General features: G+C 67.9%; 26 protein-coding genes. 20 read left to right on the top strand and 6 right to left on the bottom strand.

From position 1 onward, the window contains the following. The 8 genes from coaD to ftsY all read left to right on the top strand — a co-directional run bounded on the left by coaD (position 1) and on the right by ftsY (position 8,207). The gene (gene coaD, locus ACX1DX_RS01365; RefSeq protein ID WP_076062372.1) at positions 1–474 is read left to right on the top strand and encodes a pantetheine-phosphate adenylyltransferase; all 474 of its coding nucleotides are present in this window, start codon (positions 1–3) and stop codon (positions 472–474) included. Between the two features lie 81 nt (positions 475–555). Then, positions 556–1,104, top strand: a complete 549-nt coding sequence (locus ACX1DX_RS01370; protein ID WP_076062370.1) for a YceD family protein — start codon at positions 556–558, stop codon at positions 1,102–1,104. A 26-nt stretch (positions 1,105–1,130) separates the two neighbouring features. Then, positions 1,131–1,322 (top strand): 50S ribosomal protein L32, encoded by a 192-nt coding sequence (gene rpmF / locus ACX1DX_RS01375; protein ID WP_076062368.1) that lies wholly within the window; start codon positions 1,131–1,133, stop codon positions 1,320–1,322. Positions 1,323–1,345: 23 nt separating this feature from the next. Beyond that, the gene (gene rnc, locus ACX1DX_RS01380; RefSeq protein ID WP_083665565.1) at positions 1,346–2,023 is read left to right on the top strand and encodes a ribonuclease III; all 678 of its coding nucleotides are present in this window, start codon (positions 1,346–1,348) and stop codon (positions 2,021–2,023) included. Beyond that, the gene (mutM, locus tag ACX1DX_RS01385; protein WP_076062366.1) at positions 2,016–2,855 is read left to right on the top strand and encodes a bifunctional DNA-formamidopyrimidine glycosylase/DNA-(apurinic or apyrimidinic site) lyase; all 840 of its coding nucleotides are present in this window, start codon (positions 2,016–2,018) and stop codon (positions 2,853–2,855) included. Before rnc ends, mutM begins: the two co-directional genes overlap by 8 nt. Continuing rightward, positions 2,852–3,424 carry a GtrA family protein gene (locus tag ACX1DX_RS01390; RefSeq protein WP_076062364.1) on the top strand — a complete coding sequence of 191 codons (573 nt, stop codon included), beginning with the start codon at positions 2,852–2,854 and terminating at the stop codon, positions 3,422–3,424. The genes mutM and ACX1DX_RS01390 overlap by 4 nt, the downstream gene beginning before the upstream one ends. A 1-nt stretch (position 3,425) precedes the next feature. Further along, positions 3,426–6,986 (top strand): chromosome segregation protein SMC, encoded by a 3,561-nt coding sequence (gene smc / locus ACX1DX_RS01395; protein WP_459397412.1) that lies wholly within the window; start codon positions 3,426–3,428, stop codon positions 6,984–6,986. Between the two features lie 57 nt (positions 6,987–7,043). Further along, the gene (gene ftsY / locus ACX1DX_RS01400; protein WP_459397413.1) at positions 7,044–8,207 is read left to right on the top strand and encodes a signal recognition particle-docking protein FtsY; all 1,164 of its coding nucleotides are present in this window, start codon (positions 7,044–7,046) and stop codon (positions 8,205–8,207) included. Here ftsY and ACX1DX_RS01405 read toward each other — a convergent pair whose 3' ends face one another. From ACX1DX_RS01405 to ACX1DX_RS01415, 3 genes are all read right to left on the bottom strand, one after another. Continuing rightward, positions 8,208–9,626: an NAD(P)(+) transhydrogenase (Re/Si-specific) subunit beta gene (locus ACX1DX_RS01405; RefSeq protein WP_459397414.1), complete on the bottom strand. Its 1,419-nt coding sequence runs from the start codon at positions 9,624–9,626 to the stop codon at positions 8,208–8,210. 1 nt (position 9,627) lies between these two features. Continuing rightward, positions 9,628–11,163: a Re/Si-specific NAD(P)(+) transhydrogenase subunit alpha gene (locus ACX1DX_RS01410; protein WP_459397415.1), complete on the bottom strand. Its 1,536-nt coding sequence runs from the start codon at positions 11,161–11,163 to the stop codon at positions 9,628–9,630. Positions 11,164–11,281: 118 nt separating this feature from the next. Next, the gene (locus ACX1DX_RS01415) at positions 11,282–13,423 is read right to left on the bottom strand and encodes a RecQ family ATP-dependent DNA helicase (protein ID WP_459398158.1); all 2,142 of its coding nucleotides are present in this window, start codon (positions 13,421–13,423) and stop codon (positions 11,282–11,284) included. 139 nt (positions 13,424–13,562) lie between these two features. On the opposite strand from ACX1DX_RS01415, the gene ffh reads away from it, so the two are divergent. Together ffh and ACX1DX_RS01425 are read left to right on the top strand one after the other, a co-directional pair. Then, on the top strand, positions 13,563–15,107 hold the full coding sequence (gene ffh / locus ACX1DX_RS01420; protein ID WP_459397416.1) for a signal recognition particle protein: 1,545 nt from the start codon (positions 13,563–13,565) through the stop codon (positions 15,105–15,107). Positions 15,108–15,141: 34 nt separating this feature from the next. Then, positions 15,142–16,215: an amidohydrolase family protein gene (locus ACX1DX_RS01425; RefSeq protein ID WP_459397417.1), complete on the top strand. Its 1,074-nt coding sequence runs from the start codon at positions 15,142–15,144 to the stop codon at positions 16,213–16,215. Here ACX1DX_RS01425 and ACX1DX_RS01430 read toward each other — a convergent pair. Beyond that, positions 16,208–17,140: a hypothetical protein gene (locus ACX1DX_RS01430; RefSeq protein WP_459397418.1), complete on the bottom strand. Its 933-nt coding sequence runs from the start codon at positions 17,138–17,140 to the stop codon at positions 16,208–16,210. The two genes, ACX1DX_RS01425 and ACX1DX_RS01430, sit on opposite strands and share 8 nt — an antisense overlap. Positions 17,141–17,249: 109 nt before the next feature. Between ACX1DX_RS01430 and ACX1DX_RS01435 the strand changes: the two genes are divergently transcribed. After that, positions 17,250–18,461 carry a S49 family peptidase gene (locus ACX1DX_RS01435; RefSeq protein ID WP_459397419.1) on the top strand — a complete coding sequence of 404 codons (1,212 nt, stop codon included), beginning with the start codon at positions 17,250–17,252 and terminating at the stop codon, positions 18,459–18,461. Here ACX1DX_RS01435 and ACX1DX_RS01440 read toward each other — a convergent pair. Together ACX1DX_RS01440 and ACX1DX_RS01445 are read right to left on the bottom strand one after the other, a co-directional pair. Next, the gene (locus ACX1DX_RS01440) at positions 18,458–18,805 is read right to left on the bottom strand and encodes a metallopeptidase family protein (protein WP_459397420.1); all 348 of its coding nucleotides are present in this window, start codon (positions 18,803–18,805) and stop codon (positions 18,458–18,460) included. The genes ACX1DX_RS01435 and ACX1DX_RS01440 overlap by 4 nt on opposite strands. 137 nt (positions 18,806–18,942) lie before the next feature. After that, positions 18,943–19,221 (bottom strand): hypothetical protein, encoded by a 279-nt coding sequence (locus ACX1DX_RS01445; RefSeq protein ID WP_459397421.1) that lies wholly within the window; start codon positions 19,219–19,221, stop codon positions 18,943–18,945. Positions 19,222–19,505: 284 nt separating this feature from the next. Here ACX1DX_RS01445 and ACX1DX_RS01450 point away from each other — a divergent pair, with 284 nt between their 5' ends. The 9 genes from ACX1DX_RS01450 (at position 19,506) to rplS (ending at position 26,665) form a co-directional block, all read left to right on the top strand. Beyond that, complete coding sequence (locus ACX1DX_RS01450) at positions 19,506–20,216, top strand: FAD-dependent oxidoreductase (protein ID WP_459397422.1); 711 nt, start codon at positions 19,506–19,508, stop codon at positions 20,214–20,216. A 214-nt stretch (positions 20,217–20,430) separates the two neighbouring features. Beyond that, positions 20,431–20,904 carry a 30S ribosomal protein S16 gene (gene rpsP / locus ACX1DX_RS01455; RefSeq protein ID WP_459397423.1) on the top strand — a complete coding sequence of 158 codons (474 nt, stop codon included), beginning with the start codon at positions 20,431–20,433 and terminating at the stop codon, positions 20,902–20,904. Positions 20,905–20,906: 2 nt separating this feature from the next. Continuing rightward, positions 20,907–21,155 (top strand): RNA-binding protein, encoded by a 249-nt coding sequence (locus ACX1DX_RS01460; RefSeq protein WP_076062339.1) that lies wholly within the window; start codon positions 20,907–20,909, stop codon positions 21,153–21,155. A gap of 77 nt (positions 21,156–21,232) precedes the next feature. Beyond that, positions 21,233–21,751, top strand: a complete 519-nt coding sequence (gene rimM, locus ACX1DX_RS01465; RefSeq protein ID WP_459397424.1) for a ribosome maturation factor RimM — start codon at positions 21,233–21,235, stop codon at positions 21,749–21,751. Then, positions 21,748–22,446 (top strand): tRNA (guanosine(37)-N1)-methyltransferase TrmD, encoded by a 699-nt coding sequence (gene trmD / locus ACX1DX_RS01470; protein ID WP_459397425.1) that lies wholly within the window; start codon positions 21,748–21,750, stop codon positions 22,444–22,446. Before rimM ends, trmD begins: the two co-directional genes overlap by 4 nt. A gap of 189 nt (positions 22,447–22,635) precedes the next feature. Further along, on the top strand, positions 22,636–23,298 hold the full coding sequence (locus ACX1DX_RS01475; protein ID WP_459398159.1) for a succinate dehydrogenase cytochrome b subunit: 663 nt from the start codon (positions 22,636–22,638) through the stop codon (positions 23,296–23,298). Positions 23,299–23,321: 23 nt separating this feature from the next. Then, complete coding sequence (locus ACX1DX_RS01480) at positions 23,322–25,340, top strand: fumarate reductase/succinate dehydrogenase flavoprotein subunit (protein ID WP_182764591.1); 2,019 nt, start codon at positions 23,322–23,324, stop codon at positions 25,338–25,340. Further along, complete coding sequence (locus tag ACX1DX_RS01485; protein ID WP_076062330.1) at positions 25,337–26,092, top strand: succinate dehydrogenase/fumarate reductase iron-sulfur subunit; 756 nt, start codon at positions 25,337–25,339, stop codon at positions 26,090–26,092. The genes ACX1DX_RS01480 and ACX1DX_RS01485 overlap by 4 nt, the downstream gene beginning before the upstream one ends. 225 nt (positions 26,093–26,317) lie before the next feature. After that, the gene (rplS, locus tag ACX1DX_RS01490; protein ID WP_182764333.1) at positions 26,318–26,665 is read left to right on the top strand and encodes a 50S ribosomal protein L19; all 348 of its coding nucleotides are present in this window, start codon (positions 26,318–26,320) and stop codon (positions 26,663–26,665) included. The last annotated feature ends 69 nt before the right edge of the window (positions 26,666–26,734 follow it).

Below are 26,734 nucleotides of genomic sequence, written 5' to 3' on the forward strand. Positions count from 1 at the left end.
ATGAAGGTTCTGTGCCCCGGCTCGTTCGACCCCATCACGGTGGGGCACCTCGACATCATCCGCCGTGCGCAGGCACTGTTCGGGGAGGTGGTGGTGGCCATCGGCAACAACTCCTCGAAGAAGTACCTGTTCTCGTTCGACGAGCGGGTGTCGTTGGTCCAGGGGGCCACCACCGGCGTGGACGGGATCACCGTCGAGGCGATGGACGGGCTGCTCGTCGAGTTCTGCCGCGAGCGGGGGATCGGGGCAGTGGTCAAGGGCATCAGGTTCGGCGCAGATTTCGATTTCGAGCTGCAGCAGGCCCACATGAACTACGACATGGGGGCCCTCGACACCATTCTCCTGCCGGCCGCGCGTGACCACGTCACGATGTCGTCGACGATCATCCGGCAGGTCCACAACCTGGGCGGCGACGTCTCGAGGTACGTGCCCGCGAACGTGGCGGCGGCGCTCCGGGCCAGACGCGCACGGTGATTTGGCCCGAGCCTGGAGATTCGGTAGAGTTGGCAGTCGGTCATGACGAGGTCATGGACGGTTAGGCGAAGGGAATCCGACGTGTCACCGGTACAGCAGCACCCCGATCGTCGCTCACCCCTTGTTCTCGAGGTGCATGAGCTTGGTCGGAGCGCGGGCTCCACGAAGGTGATTCACGAGACGGTTCCGGCGCCTGCCGACCTTGGTATCGAAGTGATCAGAGTGCCACAGGGCTCCGATATCGAGCTTGATCTCAAGCTCGAAGCGGTGGTTGAAGGCATCCTGGTGACGGGAACCGCAACCGTGCAACTGCACGGCCAATGCGCCCGCTGCCTGGATGACATCGAGGACGAAGAGTCCTTCGATCTGCAGGAACTCTTCTTCTATCCCGGCCGCGAGGTCGATGAGGACGAGAGCGTCGTGGTCGACGAAACAATCGATCTGGACGAAACCCTGCGCGACGCTGTGGTGCTCGAATTGCCGTTCACGCCACTGTGCAGCGAAGATTGTCTCGGGCTCTGCCCCGATTGCGGTTTCAACCGCAACGATGATCCCGCTCACAGCCACGGGGAGAAGATTGATCCCCGCTGGGAGAACCTCTCTGGACTGCGCGGCGAGAGCAACAACTGACTTTGCTGAGAATCTAGGAGAAGATCATGGCAGTTCCGAAGCGGAAGATGTCGCGCAGCAACACCCGTTCGCGCCGTGCGCAGTGGAAGACGAGCGTTGTGCCCACGGTTGTGTGCGCCAACCCCGCCTGCCGTGAGCCGCACCTGCAGCACACCGCGTGCCCCGCCTGTGGCCAGTACGGCCCCCGCGGTGCGCGTCGCCAGGTCGTCGAGGCCTGAGCGGGCTCTCCCCGAGCCAGGGGATGAGCAGGCTTGAAAACCAGCTGAAGGAGCTGGGCGTCGAGGTTGACGCCCAGCTCTTTGAGTTGTCTTTTACGCACCGCAGCTTCGCCTACGAGAACTCCCTGCCCTCGAATGAGCGGCTGGAGTTCCTGGGCGACGCGGTCCTGCAGATCGTGGTGACCGAGCACATCGTGCGTAGCTACCCCGAGTTGGCCGAGGGCCACCTGGCGAAGCTGCGCGCCTCCGTAGTGAGCTCCGCACCGTTGGCAGAACTCGCCCGTTCCCTGGAACTGGGGGAGCACCTGCGGTTGGGGAAGGGTGAGATCGCCACGCGCGGCCAGGAGAAGGGCTCCATCCTGGCGGACACGATGGAGGCCGTCATCGGCGCCATCCACCTCTCCGAAGGCCCGGACGCCTCCGCACGGTTCATCCACCACAACTTCGATCCTCTGATCGCAGCCTCCGCCCAGTCCGGTGACTACGCGGACTACAAGACGGTCCTCCAAGAGCTCACCGCCGCCAACGGATGGGGCCTGCCCCGGTACGTCGTGAACGGCACCGGCCCGGACCACCAGCGCACATTCACCGCAGTGGTGCACGTGCAGGAACGCGCCGTGGGTGAGGGGACGGCTCCCAGCAAGAAGCGCGCTGAACAGATCGCCGCGCGGCTCGCCGTGGCGGAGCTCACCAGTGCCTGAGCTGCCAGAGGTGGAAGTGGTCCGCCTCGGTCTCCACCGCCACGCCGCCGGCCGCACGATCAGTGACGTGACCGTCCACCACCCGCGTCCCGTGCGCTACCACGCGGTGGGTCCCGAAGGGTTCCGTGCAGACGTGGCCGGGCGCCGGATCGAAGAGATCCGGCGGAGGGGGAAGTACCTGTGGGCCGTGCTCGGTGAGGACGCCCTCGTGGCGCACCTCGGGATGAGCGGCCAGTTCCGCTTCAACTCCCCGGGTGACGAACTGGTGCGCAACACCCGCGTGGTGTTCCACCTGGACGACGACACCGAACTGCGGTTCGTCGACCAGCGCATGTTCGGTGGCCTGGACTTCCGTCCCGGACTGGCCGCGTGCCCCGTGCCGCACATCGCCCTGGACCCGTTCGACCCCGGCTTCGACGCCCGCGCCGTCGCCGCCCGCCTGCGCGCCAGACGCACGACGGTGAAGCGGGCGCTGCTGGACCAGTCGCTGATCAGCGGGGTGGGCAACATCTACGCCGACGAGGCCCTGTGGCGGGCCCGCGTCCACTTCGACACCCCGACGCCGGATCTGGGGCCGCGCAAGGCGGTGGAGCTGATCCGGGCCGCGGGTGAAGTCATGGCGGAGGCGCTCGAGCAGGGCGGCACGTCGTTCGACAGCCTCTATGTGAACGTCAACGGTGAGTCCGGCTACTTCTCCCGCTCCCTCAACGCCTATGGTCGGGAAGGCCAACCGTGCCACCGCTGCGGCCGCCCCATCGTGCGGCGGGTCTTCATGAACCGCAGCTCCTACCTGTGTCCGGCCTGCCAGCAGGCCCCGAAAGGACGTCAGTGAACGCTTCTCACAAAGCCCGCTACCGAAGGTCGATCGGGCAGTTCCTGAAGTTCGGCATCGTCGGCGGCTCCGGCGTCCTCATCAACATGGTGGTGGCCGTGGTGATGAACCGACTCAACGGCGGCTCCCAGAACGCCCAGGACATCGTCTGGTCCATCCCGGGCAGCGAGTTCAACCTGCGCTTCACGGCTGTGGTGTGGATCGTGGCGTTCCTGGTGGCCAACCTCTACAACTTCCAGCTCAATCGCTGGTGGACGTTCCAGAGCACGAAGCATGCCACCTGGTGGGCCGAGTTCTGGCCCTTCCTCGCCGTCGGCTCCGTGGCGGCCGCAGTGGGCCTGGTGATCAAGATCCTGCTCACGAACCCCTCGAGCCCGGTCTACCTGCCGGAGCCCTACTTCCATGAGGAACGGGGCCTCAACTCCCGCGAATACTGGGCACAGCTGATCGCGATCATGCTCACCATGCCGATCAACTTCATCGTGAACAAGGTCTGGACCTTCAGGGCGGTGCGCTCCTCTAAGCTGACGGTGGCAGAGGCTCCCGTCGAAGAGAGACCCACCGTCTGACATGTATCTCAAGAAACTCACCCTGCGTGGTTTCAAGTCCTTCGCGTCCGCGACGACGCTGGTCTTCGAACCCGGCATCACCTGCGTGGTCGGGCCCAACGGGTCCGGCAAGTCGAACGTCGTCGACGCGCTCAGTTGGGTCATGGGTGAGCAGGGCGCCAAGACGCTGCGCGGCGGAAAGATGGAGGACGTCATCTTCGCCGGCACCGCCAAGCGTGCCCCGCTGGGCCGGGCTGAGGTGGAGCTCACCATCGACAACACCGACGGTGCCCTGCCCATCGAGTACGCCGAGGTCACCATCACCCGCACGATGTTCCGCTCGGGCGGTTCGGAGTACGCGATCAACGGCACCCCTGCGCGGCTCCTGGACGTCCAGGAACTGCTCAGTGACTCCGGTATCGGCCGCGAGATGCACGTCATCGTCGGTCAGGGGCAACTCGACGCCATCCTCCAGGCCACCCCGGAGTCGCGGCGCGGCTTCATCGAGGAGGCCGCCGGAGTCCTCAAGCACCGCAAGCGCAAGGAGAAGGCGCTGCGGAAGCTCGAGTCCACCAACGCCAACCTCGAGCGCCTGCAGGACCTGGTGGGCGAACTCCAGCGTCAGCTGAAGCCCCTCGGCCGGCAGGCGCAGGCCGCGCGCAAGGCGGCGGTCATCCAGGCCGAACTCCGCGACGCGAAGGCCAGGTTGCTGGCAGACGACCTGTCGAGCGCGCAGGCAAAACTGAAGGCCGAACTGGCAGACGAGGCGGCCGCCGAGGAGGCCAAGGTGCGCGCCGAGCAGGCCGTGGCAGAGGCACAGGCCTCGGAGGAAGCCGCCGAGCGTCGGCTCCGGGCCGCAGCGACAGACTTCGACGCAGCGCAGGAGCAGTGGTACGCGCTGGCCGGCCTGCGCGAACGCGTCACCACGACCATCTCGATCTCGGCAGAGCGCATGCGCGCCGGTGAGAACCAACCCACGCTCGACGTCGGCGGGCGCGACCCCGAGGCCCTCGAGGCCGAGGCGGCAGACATCCGCATCAAGGAGCAGGGGCTGCGCCGAGAGGTGGAGGCGGCCAACAGCGCCCTGACGGACGCGACGCTGCGCCGCAACGGCGCCGAGCAGGAACATTCGGCCGCCGAGCAGGCCTACAGCTCCGCGCTGCGGGCGATCGCGGACCGGCGCGAGGGGCTGGCCCGGCTGACGGGGCGCGTGAACTCGATCAAGTCGCGCCTGGAGGCTTCCGACGAGGAGATCGCCCGGCTCGACAACCGCCGGGCAGAGGCGCTGCACCGCGCCGAAGAGGCTGCGGCGAAGTTCCACCACACTGAATCCTCCCTGGCGGGGCTGGGCGCCTCCGAGTCGGACCTCGATGCCGACTACGAGAAGGCCGCGGCCGCGCTGGAAGCGCTCGAGGCCGACGGTGCTGCACTGAAGGCGCGGGAAGCGGACGTGGGCAGGCGGCGGGCCGGGCTGAACGCGCGCGTGGACGCGCTGCGGCTGCTGACCCAGCGCAAGGACGGCTCAGCAGATCTGCTCGGGGCCGGCCGCGACGAGGTGGTAGGTCGCCTGAGTGATCTGCTCACGGTCACGTCCGGCTGGGAGGCCGCCGTGTCGGCGGCGCTGCGTGGGTTGGCGGAGGCCGTCGTCGTGCAGGGCCTCGACGGGGCGCTGGCATCCTCGAGACACATGGCGGACCAGGACCTGGGCCGGGCGCCCCTGGTCGTGGCAGACCCTTCCGTGAGCCCGGCGCCCGACGCTCGGACGGAGGGCGCGCCGGGCACTTCGCTGCTGAGCCTCGTCGAGGCGCCGGATTCGCTCGCGGCTGCCCTCAGCCGCCTCCTCGGCGACACCGTTGCGGCCGAGACGGCCGAGGAGGCTGCGCAACTGGTGGGGGAGCATCCCCACCTCACCGCTGTGACCAGGGCCGGCGACTTCTTCTCGTCCTGGCTGGTCGAGGGCGGTACCGCGGCGGCTCCGTCGTTGCTCGAGGTGCAGGCCGAACTCACCGAGGCCGAGGACGCGTTGGCCGCCGCCGGGCACGAATCCGACCGCCTGAAGTTCGCCGCGGACGAGTTGGAGGAGAGGCTCGTCGCCGCGCGGCGCGCCGAGGCGGACGCGCTGGCGGCCCTGCACGATTCGGACGCGCAGCTCGCAGCCGTGGCCGATCAGCTGGGCTCCTTCCGCCAATCGCAGGCCGCCGCCATGAAGGAGGCCGAGCGGCTCGCTGAGGCGATCGACACGGCGCGCTCCTCCCGCGCCCGCGACGAACAGCAACTGACTGAGCTGACAGAGCGGCTGGAGGCCGCGTCGACCGAAGAGGACGTGACGGAGCCGGACCCGGCGGAGCGCGACGAGAAAGCCGGCGAGGCACGCCGCGCCCGACAGGCCGAGATGGACGCCCGGCTGGCACTGCGCTCCGTCGAGGAGCAGGTCAAGGCCATTTCCGGCCGCGCCGAGTCGCTGCTGCGGGCCGCGCAACACGAGCGCCAGTCGCGGGCGAAGGCCAGGCAGCGGGCCGAGCACCTGCGTCGGGAGGGCGAGATCGCCCGCGTGGTCAACGACGCGGCCCTCATCCTCGCGGAGCGCGTGGAGGCCACCCGTCAGAAGGCCGCCGCCCAGCGCGACGCCGCGGACGCCGCCCGGCGCGAGGCCGAAGCCGGCACCACGCGCGCACGTCATGCATCCAAGGCCGCCTCCCAGCGTCTCGACGAGATCGTGCGCGGGGCCCACCGCGATGAAATGGTGCGCATCGAACACCGGATGCGCATCGAACAACTCGAGGACCGCGCCCTGAGCGAACTCGGCCTCGAGGCGGCGCAACTGGTGACGGAATACGGGCCGGACGAGTTGGTGCCCGTGATCACGCGCCCCGATGGCACGGCGCTGGGCGACGACGACGAGCAGCCCGAGCCGGTGCCCTATGACAGGGATCAGCAGACCTCCCGGCTGCGCGCCGCTGAGCGGAACCTCGCCGTGCTGGGGCGGGTGAACCCGCTGGCGCTCGAGGAGTTCGACGCCATGACGGCCCGCCACCAGTTCCTGGCGGAGCAACTCGAGGACCTGCGCCAGACCCGCACGGACCTGATCGATATCGTCGCCGAGGTCGACAAGCGGGTTCAGGAGGTCTTCGAGGCCGCCTACCGTGACGTGGAGGAGAGCTTCGACAAGGTCTTCGCCCGCCTGTTCCCGGGCGGCGAGGGCAAGCTCGTGCTCACGGACCCCGGCAACTGGCTGACCACCGGCGTCGACGTCGAAGCGCGGCCCGCGGGCAAGCAGGTCAAGCGGCTCTCGCTGCTGTCCGGTGGCGAACGCTCGCTGGTGGCGGTGGCCTTCCTGGTGTCGCTGTTCATCGCCCGCCCCAGCCCCTTCTACATCCTCGACGAGGTCGAGGCGGCGCTCGACGACGCCAACCTCGGCCGGCTCCTGGGCATCTACGAGGAGCTGCGGGCGTCGTCGCAGCTCATCGTCATCACGCACCAGAAGCGCACCATGGAGATCGCGGATTCGCTGTACGGGGTCACGATGCGCGGCGACGGCATCTCGACGGTCGTCTCGCAGCGACTCGCCGAAGAGGCCGGCTGAACCCCGCTCCCCGCAGCCGCCCGCAGCCGGGACGCGCGTGCCCAGTAGGATGAGCGCGTGGATTGGTTTTTCTGGGTAATCATCGGGATCATCGGCCTCGCGATCGTGGTCGCGGGCATCATCATCACCGTCGACGGACGCCGGCAGCGCCGGCTCGAGGCCGAGACCCGGGCGGAGATCGAACCAACCGATCGTGAACCGCCGGTCGTCGCGCCCGAGGAGGTCGTGGTCGAACCGGCGCCGCCCGTGGTCGCACCCGAACCCGTGGTGGTGGAGCCCGGCATCGAGGCTCCGGAAGCGGCGGGCACGCGCTGGGCGCGGCTGCGCAGGCGGCTCTCCTCCAGCAACAACGCCCTGGCCCGCGCACTGGGCGATCTCCTGAGCGCGGACCGGATCGACGAGGAGGTGTGGGATGACTTCGAGACCACACTGATCACCTCAGACCTGGGCGTCGGCCCCACCACTGAACTGACGGAGGCCCTCCGCAGGGAGCTCGCCATCGACGGCGTGGCAGACCCCGTCCGCGCGAAGAACGTGCTGCGCACCGAACTCCTCAAGCTGGTGGACCCCACGCTCGACCGGTCGCTGAACCTCACCCCCGCAAACGACGGTGACCCGGCCGTCGTCCTGGTCGTCGGCGTCAACGGCACCGGCAAGACCACCACCGTGGGCAAGCTGGCCCGCGTGCTGGTGGCTGAGAACAAGTCCGTGGTCCTGGGGGCGGCAGACACCTTCCGTGCGGCCGCCGCTGAGCAGCTGTCGACGTGGGGTGAGCGCGTCGGGGTCGAGACCGTGCGCTCCGGCGAGGGTGCAGACCCGGCGTCCCTCGCCTTCGACGCCGTCGACAAGGGTGCCCGCGACGGCGTGGACGTGGTCATCATCGACACCGCCGGCCGGCTCCATACAAAGACCGGGCTCATGGACGAACTGGGCAAGGTCAAGCGCGTCATCGAGAAGAAGGCCCCCGTCACCGAGGTGCTGCTCGTGCTCGACGCCACCACCGGTCAGAACGGCATGACCCAGGCGCGCATCTTCGCGGAGGTCGTCAACGTGACCGGCATCGTGCTGACCAAGCTGGACGGCTCCGCCAAGGGCGGCATCGTCATCCAGGTGCAGCGCGAACTCGGCGTGCCCGTCAAGCTGGTGGGCCTGGGCGAGGGCGTCGACGACCTCGCGCCGTTCGACCCCGAGAACTTCGTCCAGGGCATCCTGGGCGAGTAGTCAGACGCGGGCTCGGATGGCCGCCACGAGGGCGTCGGAGCTCACCTTGGCGTCGCCCAGCAACATGGTGGCGTTGTCCTCGAAGAACAGCGGGTTCTCCACCCCGGAGTAGCCGGGGGCCATCGAACGCTTGAAGACGATCACCCTGTCGGCCTCCCACACGCGCAGCACCGGCATGCCACTGATGGGCGTGCCCGGCTCCATGGCGGCGGGGTTCACGGTGTCGTTGGCGCCGATCACCAGCACCACGTCGGTCTCGTGGAAGTCGTCGTTGATCTCGTCCATCTCCAGCACGATGTCGTACGGGACGTGCGCCTCGGCCAGCAGCACGTTCATGTGCCCCGGCAGGCGACCGGCCACAGGGTGGATCGCGAAGCGCACCTGCGCGCCGTTGCTGATCAGCCGCTTGGCCAGTTCTGCGACGGGGTGCTGGGCCTGCGCGACAGCCATGCCGTACCCGGGGGCGATGACCACCCGGCGGGCATCGGTGAGCCAGCCCACCACCTCGTCGACGTTGGTGATGACAGCCTGCTTCGGGTTCCCGTCGGCGTCCAGGATCGCCACCGCTGCGCCGGAGGAGTCGCCGGTGCCGAACCCGCCGAGCAGCACATTGGTGATGGAGCGGTTCATGCCACGGGCCATCACGACGGACAGGATGATGCCGGAGAGACCGACGATGGTGCCGGCCACGATCAGCAGGTCAGAGCCCACCGCGAAGCCCGACAGGGCTCCGGCCCACCCGGAGAACGAGTTGAGGAAGCTGACCACCACGGGCATGTCCGCGCCGCCGATGGCGAGCACCATGATGATGCCGAAGGCGTAGCCCAGGAGGTGGGCGACGATGAGCGCCCACAGGTTGGGGCTGATGAGCTGCCAGGCGAGGGAACCGATCAGGCCCAGCACCAGGAGGCCGACGACGAGGTTCTTGGCGGGCAGCGCGGTGGGCTTCGAGGTGATCTTCCCGTTGAGTTTGCCCCAGGCGACGATGGAGCCCGAGAACGTCAGCGAGCCGACGAACACCGCGGCCCATACCTCGACGCCGTGCACGATCTGGTCCGTCAGCGCCGGGTAGCTCTCGACGCCCAGGGCCGCGTTGATGCCCACGAACGCGGACGCCTGACCGCCGAAGGCGTTGAACAGGGCGACCAGGCCGGGGAGGCCGGTCATGGCGACCCTGGCCGAGTAGAGCAGCCCGACGGCGAAGGCGATCACCAGGGCGATCACCAGCAGCGCGAACCCGAGGAGGTCCCATTGGGCGGCGAAGGTCTGGACCACGGTGGCGACGACGGCCAGCGTCATGCCGACGATGCCGTAGGCGTTGCCGGAGCGGGCGGTGGTCTGCTTCGACAGCCCGACGATGCTCAGGATGAACAGCAGGGCGGCGGCGATGTAGCAGCCGAAGACAAAGGCGTCGAGCACCTCAGGCCTCCTTCGACGAAGCGAACAACCCCAGCATCCGCTGGGTGATGGCGAAGCCGCCGACGCAGTTGATACCGGCCAGCACGATGGCGACGAACGCGATCAGTTGGACGTACAACAGGGGCGACGTGAGTTGGGTGATGGACCCGACGATCGTGATGCCGGAAATGGCGTTGGACACGCTCATCAGCGGGGTGTAGAGCGCAGGCTGCACGCCCCAGACCACGTAGTAGCCCACCACGCAGGCGAGCCCGAAGACCAGGATGTGGCTGAGGAACCCACCGGGGAGGAGCAGGGCCAGCAGGAGCCAGGCGGCCACCACGAGCATCAGGCGACGGAACCGCGCCCACTGATCGGGCGGGGAGGCCTTGGCGACCTGGGCCGGCACCTGGGTCGCCGGGGTCCTCGCGGGGACTGCCGACACCTGGATGGGCGGTGGGGGGAACGTGATCTCCCCGTCGCGGGTGACGGTCATCTGGCGGTGCACCTCGTCGTCGAAGTCGACGGTGAGCGCACCGTCGCCCTGCGGGGTGAGGAGCTTGAACAGGTTGACCAGGTTGGTGCCGTAGAGCTGGGACGCCTGGCCGGGGAGCCTGGACGCGAGGTCGGTCCAGCCGATGATCGTCACGCCGCCGTCGGTGGTGTACGCCTCACCCGGGCGGGTCAGCTCGCAGTTGCCGCCGCCCGCTGCGGCGAGGTCGACGATGACGCTGCCGGGACGCATGCTGGCCACCATGTCTGCGGTGATGAGCTTGGGGGAGGGCCGGCCGGGGATGGCCGCCGTGGTGATGATGATGTCGACGGTGTGGGCCTGCTCTGCGTACAGCGCGGCGGCCCTGTCGGCGTCGTCGGCGGAGGCCTCCTGGGCGTACCCGTCCGCGGAGACCTGCTTGGCCGTGGCGATGTGCAGGAACCGCGCCCCCATGGATTCGACCTGCTCGGCAGTCTCCGGCCGCACGTCCGTCGCGAAGGTCTCGGCTCCCAGGCTGCGGGCCGCGCCCACGGCAGCGAGCCCGGCGACACCGGTGCCGATGACGAACACCTTGGCCGGCGGCACCTTGCCGGCGGCGGTCACCTGCCCGCCGAACATCCGGCCGAAGGCGTGACCGGCCTCGATCACGGCGCGGTAGCCTGCGATGTTCGCCATCGAGGAGAGGGCGTCGAGCGACTGGGCGCGCGAGATGCGCGGCACCATGTCCATGCTGAGCGCCGTCGCGCCCCGCTCCGCGAGGGCCTTCGTCAGCGACAGGTCTGTGCGGGGATTCAGGAACCCGATGAGCGTCTGGCCCGGCCGCAGAAGGGCGGTCTGTTCCGGGGTGGGGGCGCCGACCATGGCGATGACGTCGCTCTGCCACACCGCCTCGGTTGACACCACCTGAGCGCCCGCCTCGGCGAAGGCGTGGTCCGGGAACGAGGCGCGTGCGCCCGCCCCGGCCTCAACGGCCACCTCGTACCCGAGACGTGCCAGATGGGTCACGGTGCTCGGCGTGGCGGCCACGCGCGCCTCCGGCGCCTCGTTGGGAATACCGATCAACACCGCTGCCTCCTTTTTTGTCCTGACTTGCAGCGGACTCGCTTCTGGAAGGCTACTGGGGGAACCCCCCGCGCGGAAGAGCAGGGGTCCCTTTAACGGGCGCCGACGAAGCCCCGGTGTGTCAGGCCACGCTGGCCAGCGCGAAGGGCAGCACCGAGCCGGCCCCGGCCCGGCGCAGCAACCGGCCGGCGACCGTCAGGGTCCAGCGCGAGTCCACCAGGTCGTCGATGAGCAGGACCGGTCCTCCAGCCGCCAGCGACTCCGCCATGGCAGCGGGCACGCGGAACCGGTGCCACGCGTCCCGTACCCGGAAGGCGCTGTTGGTTGACCTGCTGAGCTCCTCAGCGCCGGGGTTCAGATCCAGAGGCCCGAGCAACGTCAACCTCCCGGCGCGCGCGATGCCCGTGGCCAGCGACTCCACCAGTTGCGGGCGCGACAGGCTGGGCACCCACGCCACCGCCGTCGGCCGCTCCTGCCAGTTCCACTCCTTCAGCACCCGCAGGCAGGCGCCGGCCAGCTCCGCCGGCACCTCGCCGTCGAGGGGCTGCCCGTCAGGACCCGGTGCGAAGAGTTCGCGCAGCGCGTTGCCGTAGCCGAGGTCCGTCAGGCGGGCCACCACCCGCCCCTCGTCGAGGGTCTCGTTGCCGGACAGTTTGCCGCGCATCGGCTTTCCGTCCTCGTCCGTGACGCCCAATTGGTCCAGGCCTGAGGGCCACTGGCCCCGCGGCGCGATGGGCACGCCCACCTGATCGAGCGTCGAGCGCGCCTGCTCCGCCGCTTCGACGGTGACCTCCGTGGGATACCAGGGCCCGGCGCACGTGTCGCACCGGCCACACCTCGCCGACGTGGGGTCGTCGAGCTCCGAGGTGAGGAACTCCATCCGGCAGGATCCTTCGGGCAGGCGCTGGTACTCCACCATGGCCTGCTGCTCCGCAACCCGCGCCGCCGCGATCCGGTCGTAGCGCTCCTGGTCGTAGATCCAGGGCCGGCCCGTCGCCTCCCAACCGCCCTGCACGGCCTGCACCGCGCCGTCGACAGCGAGGACCTTCAGCAGCAGTTCCAGTTGCGAGCGACGGATATCGACACGGGCCTCGAGCGCCGGTGTGGAGAGCGGCCGGCCCTCAGCATTGAGCGCCTCGAGGATGGCGCCGGCCTTGGCCTCCGTCGGCATCGCGTTGGTGGCGAAGTAGTGCCAGATCTCCCGGTCCTCCGTGCCGGGCAGGAGCAGCACCTCCGCATGGTCCGTGGCGCGGCCCGCGCGGCCCACCTGCTGGTAGTACGCAACCGGAGACGACGGTGCCCCCACATGCACGACGAACCCGAGGTCCGGCTTGTCGAAGCCCATCCCCAGCGCCGAAGTGGCGATCAGGGCCTTGACCTCGTTGTTCTTGAGCGCTTCTTCGGCCGCCACCCGGTCAGCCGGGTCCGTGCGACCGGTGTAGGCGAGCACCTGGTGCCCCGCGGCGCGGAGGGCCGCAGCCGTGTCGTCCGCGGCGGAGACCGTCAGGCAGTAGACGATGCCGCTGCCCGGAAGGTCCCCCAGGTGCTGCGTCAGCCAGGCCAGCCGGCGCCAGGACGTGCCCACGTCGAGCACCCCGAGGCGCAGCGATTCGCGTGCCAGGGCGCCGCGCAGCGTGAAGACCTCGTGTCCTCCGGCGGCCATCTGCTCGGCAACGTCCTCGACGACGCGCTGGTTGGCCGTGGCCGTGGTGGCCAGGACGGGCACGCCGTCGGGGAGTTCTGCGATGAGGGTGCGCAGCCGGCGGTAATCCGGTCTGAAATCATGGCCCCAGTCGCTGATGCAGTGCGCCTCATCGATCACCAGGAGGCCGGTGCGGGCCATCAGCCGGGGGAGCTGCTCGGCGCGGAAGCGGGGGTTGACGAGGCGCTCCGGCGACACGAACAGCACGTCGACCGAGTCCTCAGCGAGGCGTTCCTCGATCTGGCCCCAGTCTGTGACGTTGGAGGAGTTGATGGCCACCGCGCGCACGCCGGCCCGCTCGGCAGCCGCCTCCTGGTCCCGCATGAGCGCCAGCAGGGGAGAGATGATCAGCGCCGGGCCGTGGCCTGCCCGCCTCCTCATCAGGGCGGCGATGAAGTACACCGCAGACTTGCCCCAACCTGTGCGTTGCACCACCAGCGCACGGCGCCCGTGCTCAGTGAGTGCTTCGATGGCCTCGCGCTGGCCCGGGTGGAACTGCGCGTCCGGCCGGCCGGTGAGTTGCTGGAGGATGCCGAGTGCTTCGTCGCTCATGCCCACCATGGAAGCACGACCCTCGGACAAGCCCCCAAAGTTATCAACAGCAGCCCCCGGTGTGACCGCATCCGCCGCCGTGGATCAGGGTCGGGGCACCGTTGGGTATCCTGATTCAGTTGCCTCCAACCGTAGAAGGATTGACTCAGTGTTTGACACTCTGCAGGACCGGCTCGCGTCGGTGTTCAAGGGGCTGCGCGCCAAGGGCCGGCTGACCGAGGCCGACATCGACGCCACGATGCGCGAGATCCGCATCGCGCTGCTCGAGGCCGACGTCAACCTCGGCGTCGTCAAGGAGTTCGTCGCAGCGGTCAAGACCCGCGCCCTGGAAGTTGAACTGTCCAAGGCCCTGAACCCTTCGCAGCAGATCATCAAGATCGTCAACGAGGAACTGGTCTCCATCCTCGGCGGGGAGGCGCGCACGATCCGCTTCGCGAAGCGGCCGCCCACCGTCATCATGCTCGCCGGCCTCCAGGGCGCCGGCAAGACCACGCTTGCGGGCAAGCTCGCCCGCTGGCTGAAGTCGGAGAAGCACACCCCGCTGTTGGTGGCGGCTGACCTCCAGCGGCCGAATGCCGTGCAGCAGCTCCAGATCGTCGGTGAGCGCGCGGGAGTGCACGTCTACGCACCGGAGCCAGGCAACGGAGTCGGTGACCCCATCGCGGTCGCCCGGGGCTCCATCGCCCACGCGGAGGCCAAGCTCTACGACGTCGTCATCGTCGACACGGCGGGCCGCCTCGGCATCGACGCGGAGCTGATGCAGCAGGCTGCGGACATCAAGGCCGCCGTGAACCCGCACGAGACGCTGTTCGTCGTGGACGCGATGATCGGCCAGGACGCCGTCAACACCGCCAAGGCGTTCGACGAGGGCGTCGGGGTCGACGGCGTGGTGCTCACCAAGCTCGACGGCGACGCCCGCGGTGGTGCCGCGCTCTCGGTCGCCCGCGTACTGGGCAAGCCCATCATGTTCGCCTCCAACGGCGAGTCGCTGGCAGATTTCGACATGTTCCACCCGGACAGGATGGCCTCGCGGATCCTCGGGATGGGTGACGTCCTCACGCTCATCGAGCAGGCGGAGAAGACCTTCGACGCCGAAGAGTCGCGTGCTGCGGCCGAGAAGCTGATGAGCCGGAACCAGTTCGGTCTCCAGGACTTCCTCTCCCAGATGCAGCAGCTGCGCAAGATGGGCCCCATGTCGAAGATCCTCGGCATGTTGCCCGGTGCCGGTCAGTTCAAGCAGGCCATCAACGAGATCGACGAGAAGGAGATCGACCGCATCGAGGCGATCATTTTCTCCATGACGCCGAAGGAACGCGACGACGTGGCCATCCTCAACGGCTCGCGCCGGGCCCGGATCGCGCGTGGCGCGGGCGTCGAGGTCTCCGACGTCAACAAGCTGGTCAACCGCTTCGTCGAGGCCCGCAAGATGATGGAATCCATGGCTGGCGGCAAGTTCCCGGGTATGGGCGGGATGCCCGGCATGGGCGGCATGCCGGGGATGCCCGGTGGCCGCAAGCCGCAGAAGCAGCAGAACCAGAAGGGTAAGAAGGGTCGCCGCGGCACCGCACGCCCCGCCGGCTCGAACCGCCCGGCGGCCCAGCCCGCCGCGCCGCAGATCCCGCAGACCATCGACGACTTCCAGCTCCCGCCGGAACTGCAGAAGATGTTCAACGAGAACAAGCCGAAGTTCTGATTCTCGAGTCTGAGGACAGCCAGAGGAGCGACCCGTGACCCAACCCCTGCACATCCATGGCACGTTCCTCCCTGAGGAGGAGCCGCGCGACCTCTGGGTCGTCGACGGCGTCCTCACCGACGAACCGGTGCGCGACGCCACCATGCTCGCCCGGAACGCTTTCATCGTGCCCGGCTACGTGGACGCCCACTCCCACATCGGGCTGGGCGTCGAAGGCGCGGTCAGCGCGGAGACGGCCCGCCGGCAGGCGACGCAGGACCTGCGCTCCGGCACGATGCTCGTGCGCGACGCGGGGTCGCCGTCTGATACTCGGTGGGTGCACGGCGAGCACGACCTGCCCCGGCTGATCCGCTCCGGCCGCCACATCGCCCGCCCCCGGCGCTACATCCGCTACCTCGGCGTCGAGGTGGAGCCGGACCAGCTCGTCGAACAGGTGCGGCACGAGGCCCGCTCCGGCGAGGGCTGGATCAAGCTCGTCGGCGACTGGATCGAGCGCGGCGTGGGAGACCTCGCGCCGCTCTGGCCGGCGGACATCGCGCAGCAGGCCATCGACGCCGCCCATGAGGAGGGCGCCCGCGTGACCGCCCACTGCTTCGGCGAGCAGGCCGTCCATGAGCTCGTTGCCGCCGGCATCGACTGCATCGAGCACGGCACCGGCCTCAGCGACGAGGGCATCGAGCAGATGGCCGGCCTGGGCACGGCTCTGGTGCCGACCATGATCAATCTGGAGAACTTCCCGATGTACGCCGCTCCGGCACAGGAGAAGTTTCCCAGCTACTACGCCCACATGCACGACCTCCACACGCGCCGTAAGCAGACCATCGGCAAGGCGATCGAAGCCGGGGTGCCGGTGTTCGCCGGCACCGACGCGGGCACCGTCGTTGAACACGGCCGCATCCGCGACGAGATCGACGCCCTCGCAGAGGTGGGGGGCCGAGCGTTCGCCGTGGCCGCCGCCAGCTGGGCGGCCCGCGAATGGCTGGGCGCGGACGGCCTTGAGGTGGGGGCCAGCGCAGACCTCATCGTGCTCGACGCGGACCCGCGCACCAGCGCCGAAACCATCCGTCAGCCGCTGGCGATGGTGCTGCGCGGGGTGGCCCTCAGCTGAAGCGCACCATGTTGTTGAACTGCCAGTCCGTCTTCTGCACGAACCGGCCGTTCTCCAACGCGATGAACGTCGACATCACGAACGAGCGGCACGCGTTGCGACCTGTGAGCGCCGTGTCACACTCCGTGCGCCACTGCCGGCTGTCGGCGGCGGACCAGAGCACGCTGTAACCCAGGGGGTTTCCCTTCCACAGCGAACGCGGCGACGCGGCGTAGGTGAGGTTGTTGAACACCCAGCCGGTGGTCTGGACGTAACTGCCGCTGGTGTTCTGGATGGTAGTGGCCTTGATCTCGGTGCGGCAGCGCTTGGTTCGCGAGTAGGGCTCGCATCGGGTGCGCCACTCCCTGCCGTTCAGCAGGTGCATGCCGGGGGTGATGTACACGTCCAGGCCTGCGGGTGCCGGCTGCGCGCCCACGCGGTAGACCACAGGCAGTCCCTGGTAGCTGGTGCCGAGTTGTGCCTGCAGCAGCGCGACTCCGGCGCTTTCCCCAGCCACCTGCAGGGACCGTTGCGTGAGGCCGGGGGTGGGGTAGATCGCCGCCAACGCCCCGCTGGTGAACTCCGCCGCGTAACGCTTCTCGAGCGCCGCCACGGCCGCCTCGACGGTGGCGTACGGTATCGCAACCGGGGTGAAGCTCACCGTGGTGGCGCCGGCTTTGCGCATCTTCTGGCGCAGATCCTCCTGCATGCTCGGCCAGGTCAGGACCGAACTGTCGAGATAGGCCAGGTGCGCGGCCGACCCGTGGAGTTCCCATGCGTCGACCGAGCCCGGGAAAATCTGGTTCCACCCGCTGACGATGTCCAGTAGGTGCTGCCCGACCGAGGAGGTGGGGGTGGGGTAGTCAGCCTCAGCCACCGGGCCGGAACCTACGACCAGCGCGAGTGCACTCAGGATCACGGCTGCCCAACGGGTGACGGTCTTCATCTGACTACTCCTAATCCGTGGCTCCACCACAGCCGGCGAGAGGTGTTCTTGAATCTACCGGACCGGCGCTCCACTAGGGTGGGCAAGGCGGACCAGGAGGCATCAGGCAGTGAACGACCACAGGCACAACTTTCCCCCACCCTCACCCCGCGAACGCGGCGCCGACATCCAGTCGCCCCATCCCACGCCCATGCAGGGCCCGCTGGGGCCACCGCCCCTCCCGGTGGGGCCGTCCCCGGCGAAGGGGGCGTTCGCACGGGGCTTCGGCGGCGGGGTCGGGCTCGGCCTGGGTCTGGGCGGGATGCTGCTGGTGACCTCGCTGGTCACCACCCTCATGATGGTGGTGGGCCTCGCGGCGCTCACCCCGTCAGCTGCGGGCTCCGCGAGCACCGGTCTGACCACGATGTGGGGGAGCGGTTCCGACACGTTGCGCGCCGTCAACGTTTCCGGCGCCATCCTGTCCGACGCCTCCGACGGGGCGCTGCTCTCCGCGGGCACCTTCGGCAACGAGGTGGCCGCCCAGGTCGACGAACTGACGGCGGAGGACGCCTCGGGGCTGGTGCTGCTGGTCAACACCCCCGGCGGCAGCATCGGTGGGTCGCGCGCCATCAGCGACGCCGTCGACCGCTACCAGGAGCGCACCGGCCACAAGGTGCTCGTGCACGTCACCTCCATGTCTGCTTCCGGCGGCGTCTACGCCACGGCCTCGGCAGACGAGATCATCTCGGACCACGGAGCGCTCATCGGCTCCATCGGCGTGATCTTCGGCCCGTTCCGCCAGTACACCGACGTGGTGGCCACCACCGGCACCATCCTCGAATCCGGCGTCACGACCACCGGCGGCATCACCGAGGAATACCTGTCCGCGGGCAAGGGCAAAGACTTCGGCAACCCCTTCCGCCCCATCACGGAGGAGGAGCGGGCCCACTACCTGGCCGGCCTCGACGTCGAGTACGACAATTTCGTCTCCCACGTGGCCACGCATCGCGACATCCCGGCAGAGAAGATCACCGGACAGTTGGGGGCGTACCTTTTCGACCCGGAGACGGCGAAGGAACACGGCCTCATCGACGACATCATGGGCCGCGACGCCTTCTTCCGGCACGCGGCGGAGGCCGCCGGTCTGGACCCGGACAACACCCGCGTCGAAGCCACCCGCCAACCCACGGCGTGGGAAGCATTGCTGGGCGCCCAGCGGGCCTTCGGTGAGGCTCCCGCCGTCGAGCAGGGGCCAGGCATGGTGCCGGCGGTGAGCCGCACCTTGTGCGGTGGGGGACAGCCGCTGGCGTTCTCCGGCGAACTGGCCGCAGTCTGCGGCTAGCCCCAACCCAGCTCGTGGAGCGAGTCCTCTTCGATCCCGTGGTAGTGCCCCAACTCGTGCACGAGCGTGATCCAGATCTCCTCGTAGAGATCGTCCTCCGTCTCGCAGAGGCGGGTCAGCGGGCCTTGGAACAGCACGATCCGGTCGGGTAGCTGACCGTAGCCGTAGGTCTCGCCACGGTCCGTCAGCGAGGTGCCCTCGTACCAGCCGAGCGTGTCCGAGCCGTCCTCAGGTTCGTCCTCGATCACGAAGACGAGATTGTCCAGACGCTCCGTGAGACGCTCGGGCAGCATCTCGAGCGCCTCCTCGACGAGCCCTTCAAACACAGCCCCACTGATCTCCACGGACCCGATCCTAGGCGGGCGGGCCCAAGGAAGTGCGCACTCATACTGCTCGGACTTTTTAGCACCCAGCACTTCGACTTCGACACGGACCCCAGCAAGAGTGAGGTGCTCGCCGACGCGAAGCCGGCCATCAATATCTACTTCTCCACGCTGACGGTGTCGCCGAAACCGTCGCCGAAGTCCTCGACGTCGCCGTCCGGCAAGCCGACGACGACGCCGCCCACGCCGCCGAAGTGCGAGCGCACCGCGCCGTACACATCACCGGGTGAGCACACGGTCAACAACCGGGAGTGGATGACCACCTGCGAGTCGTACTCGCAGACCGAGCGCTGCCGCACCGACATCTGGGCGACCATCGTGGTCATCGAGGACGGCCAGTTCGTGCGGAAGTCGGGGTGGGCGTTCAACAACCTCACCTACCTCCCGTACATGACGCGCGAGTCTTGGCGGGGCAACCCGCTCGGTGATGTTGCCGCCACCGCGGACGGGGCGTTCTCGTCAGCCGGACGGCAGTGGCGCACCGAATGCGACACCCCCGCGACCGGCCGTGGTGCGTGCCGTAGCTACACCATGACGACGGTGTATGCGGCCACTTCGAAGGCCGGCGGTAGCTATACCGGCGGTTCTCCGTCCAGGGACGTGCGCCCTGTTCAACGCGTGCATCGCGGGCATACTATGTGCCAAAGATCGGAGGCTTTTCATGGTCGAAAAGTTGAGGTTGCTGAGCAAGGAACTGGTTGCTGAGGGCACCATGGCCTTTCATTTCAAGAAGCCCGCGGATTTCGAATTCCGGGCGGGTCAGTACGGGGAATTCACACTCCTTGATCCTCCGGAAACCGACGAGGCGGGCAACTCCCGCATCTTCTCGCTGGTGCAGGCGCCGCATGAGGGTGAGATCGTCCTCGCCACGAGACTCCGGGACAGTGCCTTCAAGCGTGTGCTCAGGGAATCTCCCGCCGGCACCGAAGTGAAGTTCGACGGGCCGTGGGGTGACTTCAGGCTGCACAACAAGGAGTCCACGCCGGCGGTCTTCCTCATCGGCGGTATCGGCGTGACGCCGGCGCGCAGCATCATCTCGCAGGCGACCCATGACCGGACGGGGCATCAGTTGCTGCTGATCCACGCGAACGAGGACGCCAGCGGGGCGCCGTTCGTCGCCGACTTCGAACGGTTCGCGGCCGAGAACCCCAACTTCACCTATGTCCAGGCCCTCTCCAGCCCGACTGAGGACTGGCAGGGGGAGGTGGGGCGGATCGACCACGCGATGCTGCGCCGCCATGTCGCAGACCTCGCCGCCCCCATCTACTATCTGTCGGGGCCGGCGGGTATGGTCAAGGCCATGCGCGGACTAGTTCTGGAAGCCGGCGCAGATGAAGACAACATCCGCACCGAGGAGTTCTCGGGTTACTGACCGCCCTCGCCGGGAATGAGCGCCACGGGCACCCTGAACCGGTGTTTGGGCCAGAGGCATCGTTTCTGGCAGAATGGCGGATGCACCTCGTCGAGGCGTGCCCTCTCACGCGCCCGGCGGGACCCTTTGGTTTACGTGCGACGTGCCCCACACGCCGCGCGGCACCTTTCGACACAGCCTCCCAGAGGCAGATACAACAGGAGACCCCACACACGTGGCTACCAAGATTCGTCTGAAGCGTCTCGGCAAGATTCGCTCGCCCCACTACCGCATCATCGTGATCGACGAGCGCGCCAAGCGCGACGGTCAGGCCATCGAAGAGATCGGTCTGTACCACCCGAAGAACGAGCCCAGCCTCATCCGCGTCGATTCTGAGCGCGTGCAGTACTGGCTCGGTGTCGGTGCGCAGCCCACGGAGGCCGTGGTCGCCATCCTGAAGCGCACCGGTGACTGGCAGCAGTTCTCCGGCGACACCTCGCCGTCCGGCGTCCTGCCGCAGCGTGAGCCCCGTGACCGCGACGCCGCGTTCGCCGCCGCCCTCGCCGAGGATTCCGACGCTTCCGCGCCGGCCATCTCGAAGGCCAAGAAGAAGGCCGATGAGGAGGCTGCCAAGAAGGCTGCTGCGGAAGCCGCCGCCGCAGAGGCCACCCCGGCCGAAGATGCCGAGGCTCCCGCCGAAGAGGCCTGAGCATGCTTGCTGAAGCCCTGGAGCACCTCGTCGCGGGAATCGTGTCGAATCCTGACGACGTGACTGTCAAGGACAAGGATCTGCGCCGTGGTCGTCTGCTCGAGGTGCGTGTGCACCCCGACGACGTGGGCAAGGTGATCGGCCGTCAGGGCCGCACCGCCCAGGCCCTGCGCACCGTGGTCGGTGCGCTGGCGGGCAAAGAGAGCGTCCGTGTCGACTTCGTCGATGTGGACCGGCCCAGCCGCCGCTGACAGCAGCCTCACAAGCCGAGCAATGCCCCGGGACTTGACGAAAGTCCCGGGGCATCGCCTATCTAGGACATGAAGACATGAGCGAGATTGAAGTCATCGTCGGCTGCATCGGCCGGGCCCACGGCCTCCGGGGCGAGGTGTTCATCGACGTGCGCACGGACGAGCCGGCGCGCCGGTTCATCGCCGGCGGCACGCTGCAGATGGGGGACAAGCGCCGCCCGGTGAAGCTCGCATCCGTCCGCTGGAACCGCGGCAGGCTGCTGGTCGGCTTCGCGGACACCCCGGACCGCACGGCCGTCGAGAAGCTCACCGGAGAACTGCTCTACGACCGGGTCGCGGAGTCCGAGCTGCCCAGTGAACCCGAGGAGTTCTTCGACCGGCACCTGGTCGGCCTCGTCGTGCGTGACCACACGGGCGCGGAACGCGGCACCGTGACGGAGGTGCTGCACCTGCCGGCGCAGGACGTGCTGCAGCTGGACGTCGACGGTGAGGAGCGGCTGGTCCCGTTCGTCGAGGCGCTGGTGCCCACCGTCGAGGTGGAGGCGGGCTACATCCAACTGGCCGACGTGCCGGGCCTGTTGGAGGACATCGAATGAGGCTCGACTACGTCACGATCTTCCCGGACTACTTCGCACCGCTCCAGCTCTCGCTGGTGGGCAGGGCCATCGACAGCGGCATCATCGACGTGGACGTGCACGACCTGCGCACCTGGACCCATGACCGGCACCACACCGTCGACGACACGCCGTACGGCGGCGGCGCCGGCATGGTGATGAAGCCCGAACCCTGGGGTGAGGCCTTCGACGCGCTGGAGGAATCAGATCCCCGGCCCATGACCGTCATCGTGACCACCCCGACAGGCCGGCCGTTCACCCAGGCGCTGGCCTACGAACTCACTGCCAGGGAGCGGCTGGTGTTCGCCTGTGGCCGTTACGAGGGGATCGACCAGCGCGTCATCGACCACTGCACCGAGCGCTACGAGGTCATCGAGCTGAGTCTGGGCGACTACGTGCTCAACGGGGGAGAGGTGGCCGCGCTCGCCGTTACCGAGGCCGTGGTCCGCCTTCTGCCGGGCGTCGTGGGTAACCCCGAGTCGCTCGTCGAGGAATCCCACTCCGCCGAGCACCAGTTGCTCGAGTACCCGAACTACACCAAGCCCCCGCTCTGGCGTGGCCGCGAGGTGCCGGGGATCCTGTTCAGTGGACACCATGCGAATATCGCGAAATGGCGTCTGGAGCAGGCCACCGAACGGACGCGGGAGCGGCGCCCGGACCTCCTCCACGAGGACTGACAACCACCTGGTCACCTCCAGCGAATTTGGCGTGGGGAAACGCACGTAAATAGCGCATCAGGAGGGCCTGTCGGTTAACCTGCCCCCTTGGCCCACGAGGTGATTCACGTTGGCTAGAGTGTCGGCGTGGCAACAAATCTCACCATTCATCAACGTGCGAGGCGAAGCACGGTCGTGAAGAAGGTCATCATGGCGGTGACCGGTCTCATCATGATCGCCTTCCTCCTAGTGCACATGTACGGCAACCTGAAGATGTTCTACACGGCGGACAACTTCCATGCCTTCGACTACTACGCAGAATGGCTCAAGGGCAAGACGCCCGATGGCGGCATCCTGTACCCGATCATGCCCGCCGGTACCTTCATCTGGGTGTTCCGCTTCGCCCTGGTGCTTTCGGTCGTACTGCACATCTGGTCGGCGGCTACGCTGTCCGCCAAGACCCTCGCGCAGCGTGGTGACAAGTACGTGACCTCGAAGAAGAAGGTCCAGACCTACTCGTCGCGCACCATGCGCTGGGGCGGCATCATCATCGCGGCCTTCCTGATCTTCCACCTCCTCCAGTTCACGATCGTCCCCGGCTCCCTCGGCGCCGGTGGCAGTGGCGAACACCCCCACGAGATGGTGCTGGCCAGCTTCAGCCTGTGGTGGATGGTCGTCATCTACGGCATCTGCATGGTCCTCATCGTCATGCACATCCGTCATGGCTTCTGGAGCGCCTTCGCGACGCTCGGCGGCAACCCCAGCGCCAAGTCGCGCCAGTGGCTGAACATCCTGTCCGTCATCGTCGCCGCTGTCCTGTTCAGCGGCTTCATGGTCATGCCGATCGCCGTTCTGATTGGAGTCATCTCGTGACCGAGACCACTGCAACCGCTCCTGTGGAGACCGCGCCCGCCGTCACCACGCCTGCGGCCACGGACTTCTGGACCGTCGGCCAGGACATCTCCGACACGAAGGCGCCGCAGGGCGTCTCCATCGACGAGGTCTGGAAGACCCGCCAGTTCCAGGCCCGCCTGGTCAACCCGGCCAACCGCCGCAAGCTCAGCGTCATCATCGTCGGCACCGGCCTCGCCGGTGGCGCCGCCGCCGCGACGCTCGGTGAGGCCGGCTACAACGTGCTGAACTTCTGCTACCAGGACAGCCCGCGTCGGGCCCACTCGATCGCCGCCCAGGGCGGCATCAACGCGGCGAAGAACTACCGCAATGACAACGACTCGACGCACCGCCTGTTCTACGACACGGTCAAGGGCGGCGACTACCGCGCCCGCGAGACCAACGTGCACCGTCTCGCCGAGGTGTCGGCCAACATCATCGACCAGTGCGTCGCCCAGGGCGTGCCCTTCGCCCGCGAGTACGGCGGCCTGCTCGACACCCGCTCCTTCGGCGGCGTGCAGGTGCAGCGCACGTTCTACGCGCGTGGCCAGACGGGCCAGCAGCTCCTGATCGGCGTCTACCAGCAATTGGAGCGTCAGATCGCCGCGGGCACGGTCAAGATGTACGCCCGTCACGAGATGATCGAACTGATCGTCGTCGACGGCCGGGCGCGCGGCATCGTGACCCGCAACATGATCAACGGCAAGATCGAGGCCTTCACCGCAGACGCCGTCGTGCTGGGTACCGGTGGCTACGGCAATGTCTTCTTCCTTTCCACCAACGCGATGGGCTGCAACGTCACGGCGACGTGGCGCGCGCACCGCAAGGGTGCCTACTTCGGCAACCCCTGCTACACGCAGATCCACCCCACCTGCATCCCGGTGCACGGTGAGACCCAGTCGAAGCTCACGCTCATGTCCGAGTCGCTGCGCAACGACGGCCGCATCTGGGTGCCCAAGCGCGCCGAAGACTGTGGCAAGGATCCCCGCGAGATCGCCGAGGAGGACCGCGACTACTACCTGGAGCGCATCTACCCGGCGTTCGGCAACCTGGTGCCGCGCGACATCGCGTCCCGGCAGGCCAAGAACATGTGCGACGAGGGTCGCGGCGTCGGCCCGGCGGTCGCCGAGCGTGACTCCGAGGGCAACGAGCGGCACATGCGTCGCGGTGTCTACCTCGACTTCTCGGATGCCATCAACCGACTGGGTCAGAAGGCCGTCGAAACCAAGTACGGCAACCTCTTCGACATGTACGCCCAGATCACCGGCGAGAACCCGTACGAGACGCCGATGCGTATCTACCCGGCGGTGCACTACACGATGGGTGGCCTGTGGGTGGACTACGACCTCCAGTCGTCGATCACCGGCCTGTACGTGACAGGCGAGGCGAACTTCTCGGACCACGGCGCGAACCGCCTGGGCGCCTCGGCCCTCATGCAGGGCCTGGCCGACGGCTACTTCGTGCTGCCGAACACCATCAACGACTACCTGGCTGATGCCCCGTTCGACAAGGTCGACCTGGATCACCCGGCCGTCATCGAAGCCGTCGGGTCCGCCCGCGGCCGGATCGAGAAGCTGCTCAGCATCCAGGGCACCCGCTCGGTCGACTCCTTCCACAAGGAACTCGGCCACATCATGTGGGAGTACTGCGGCATGGAGCGCACCGAGGAGGGCCTCACGAAGGCCATCGGCCTCATCCGTGCGCTGCGTGAGGAATTCTGGACCAACGTCCGCGTGACGGGTGTCAACGAGGACTTCAACCAGGCCCTCGAGCGCGCCGGCCGTGTGGCCGACTTCATGGAACTCGGCGAACTGATGTGTGTCGACGCCCTGCACCGTCGCGAATCGTGTGGCGGTCACTTCCGCGCCGAGTCGCAGACGGAGGACGGCGAGGCCATGCGCAACGACGACGAGTACCTCTATGTCGGCGCCTGGGAGTGGGGTGGCGAGGGCGGCAAGCCCGTGCTGCACCGCGAGCCTCTCATCTACAAGGCAATCGAACTGAAGCAACGGAGTTACAAGTGAAGCTCAAGCTACGTATCTGGCGCCAGGCCGGCCCGCAGGCGGCCGGCAAGATGGTCGAGTACGACCTCGACGGCGTGTCCGAGGACATGTCGTTCCTGGAGATGCTTGACCTTCTCAACGAGCAGCTCACGCAGCGCAACGAAGAGCCGGTGGCCTTTGACCATGACTGCCGCGAGGGTATCTGCGGCATGTGTGGCGTCGTCATCAACGGCATCGCGCACGGCGGTAGCGAGTTCCGCACCACCACCTGCCAACTGCACATGCGTTCCTTCGAGGACGGCGCGACGATCGACATCGAGCCTTGGCGTGCTGGGGCCTTCCCGGTGATCAAGGACCTCGCCGTCGATCGCACCGCGTTCGACCGCATCATCGCCGCAGGCGGCTTCATCTCGTCGAACACCGGTTCGGCGCCGGACGCCCACGCAACCCCGGCACCGAAGCGCGAAGCAGATCTGGCCTTCGACAACGCCACCTGCATCGGTTGCGGCGCCTGCGTCGCGGCCTGCCCGAACAGCTCCGCGATGCTGTTCACCTCGTCGAAGATCACGCACCTGGCGATGCTGCCGCAGGGTCAGCCTGAGCGGTACCGCCGGGTGAAGTCGATGGTGGCGCAGCACGATGAAGAGGGCTTCGGCAACTGCACCAACATCGGTGAGTGCGCCGCTGTCTGCCCGAAGGGCATCCCGTTGGAGTCGATCTCACAGTTGAACCGCGACCTCATCAAGGCGATGTTCATGAGCGACGGCAAGTAGTCATCTGCCACACAGGGAGGGGCGGTGCTTCGGCGCCGCCCCTTTCTCGTTGTGTGGGACCGACCCTGATTTCCGACGGTGCGCGCAAGGTGCCATAATGAGTAGCCGTTGCCCACACCTGGGCAACCCCAGCAATGCCAGCTCCTGCCACGGGGGGATCGTCTGAGCGTCTGCCGGGCCAGACAACACCGCGGTGACCTGTGGCACTGACGGAAAGGTTTGAACATGACCAACCCCCTCATCCAAGAGGTCAACAAGGCGTCGCTGCGCGATGACATGCCGCAGTTCCGCGCCGGTGACTCCGTCAAGGTGCACGTGCGCGTCGTTGAAGGCAGCCGCTCCCGTATCCAGGTGTTCGCCGGCGTCGTCATCGCCCGCAACGCCGGTGGTGTGCAGGAGGCGTTCACCGTCCGCAAGGTGAGCTTCGGTGTCGGCGTGGAGCGTACGTTCCCGCTGCACTCTCCCATCATCGAGAAGATCGAGGTCGAGCGTCGCGGTGACGTTCGTCGCGCCAAGCTGTACTACCTCCGCAGCCTGCGCGGCAAGGCCGCCAAGATCCGCGAGAAGCGTTGATCACCTGCTCCTAGAGCTGCATGAACCGCCGGGCCGTGCCCGGCGGTTCTGCGTTATCCACGTCTGTGG

The organism is Tessaracoccus zhenghani, assembly GCF_054552775.1.

Coding starts and splice junctions, on each gene's coding strand:
- smc (WP_459397412.1), top strand. CDS start 3,426: ATGTATCTCAAGAAACTCACCCTGCGTGGTTTCAAGTCCTTCGCGTCC.
- ACX1DX_RS01475 (WP_459398159.1), top strand. CDS start 22,636: ATGGCGGTGACCGGTCTCATCATGATCGCCTTCCTCCTAGTGCACATG.
- rnc (WP_083665565.1), top strand. CDS start 1,346: ATGAGCAGGCTTGAAAACCAGCTGAAGGAGCTGGGCGTCGAGGTTGAC.
- rplS (WP_182764333.1), top strand. CDS start 26,318: ATGACCAACCCCCTCATCCAAGAGGTCAACAAGGCGTCGCTGCGCGAT.
- rpmF (WP_076062368.1), top strand. CDS start 1,131: ATGGCAGTTCCGAAGCGGAAGATGTCGCGCAGCAACACCCGTTCGCGC.
- ACX1DX_RS01415 (WP_459398158.1), bottom strand. CDS start 13,423: ATGGTGGGCATGAGCGACGAAGCACTCGGCATCCTCCAGCAACTCACC.
- trmD (WP_459397425.1), top strand. CDS start 21,748: ATGAGGCTCGACTACGTCACGATCTTCCCGGACTACTTCGCACCGCTC.
- ACX1DX_RS01460 (WP_076062339.1), top strand. CDS start 20,907: ATGCTTGCTGAAGCCCTGGAGCACCTCGTCGCGGGAATCGTGTCGAAT.
- coaD (WP_076062372.1), top strand. CDS start 1: ATGAAGGTTCTGTGCCCCGGCTCGTTCGACCCCATCACGGTGGGGCAC.
- ACX1DX_RS01430 (WP_459397418.1), bottom strand. CDS start 17,140: ATGAAGACCGTCACCCGTTGGGCAGCCGTGATCCTGAGTGCACTCGCG.
- ACX1DX_RS01450 (WP_459397422.1), top strand. CDS start 19,506: ATGGTCGAAAAGTTGAGGTTGCTGAGCAAGGAACTGGTTGCTGAGGGC.
- rimM (WP_459397424.1), top strand. CDS start 21,233: ATGAGCGAGATTGAAGTCATCGTCGGCTGCATCGGCCGGGCCCACGGC.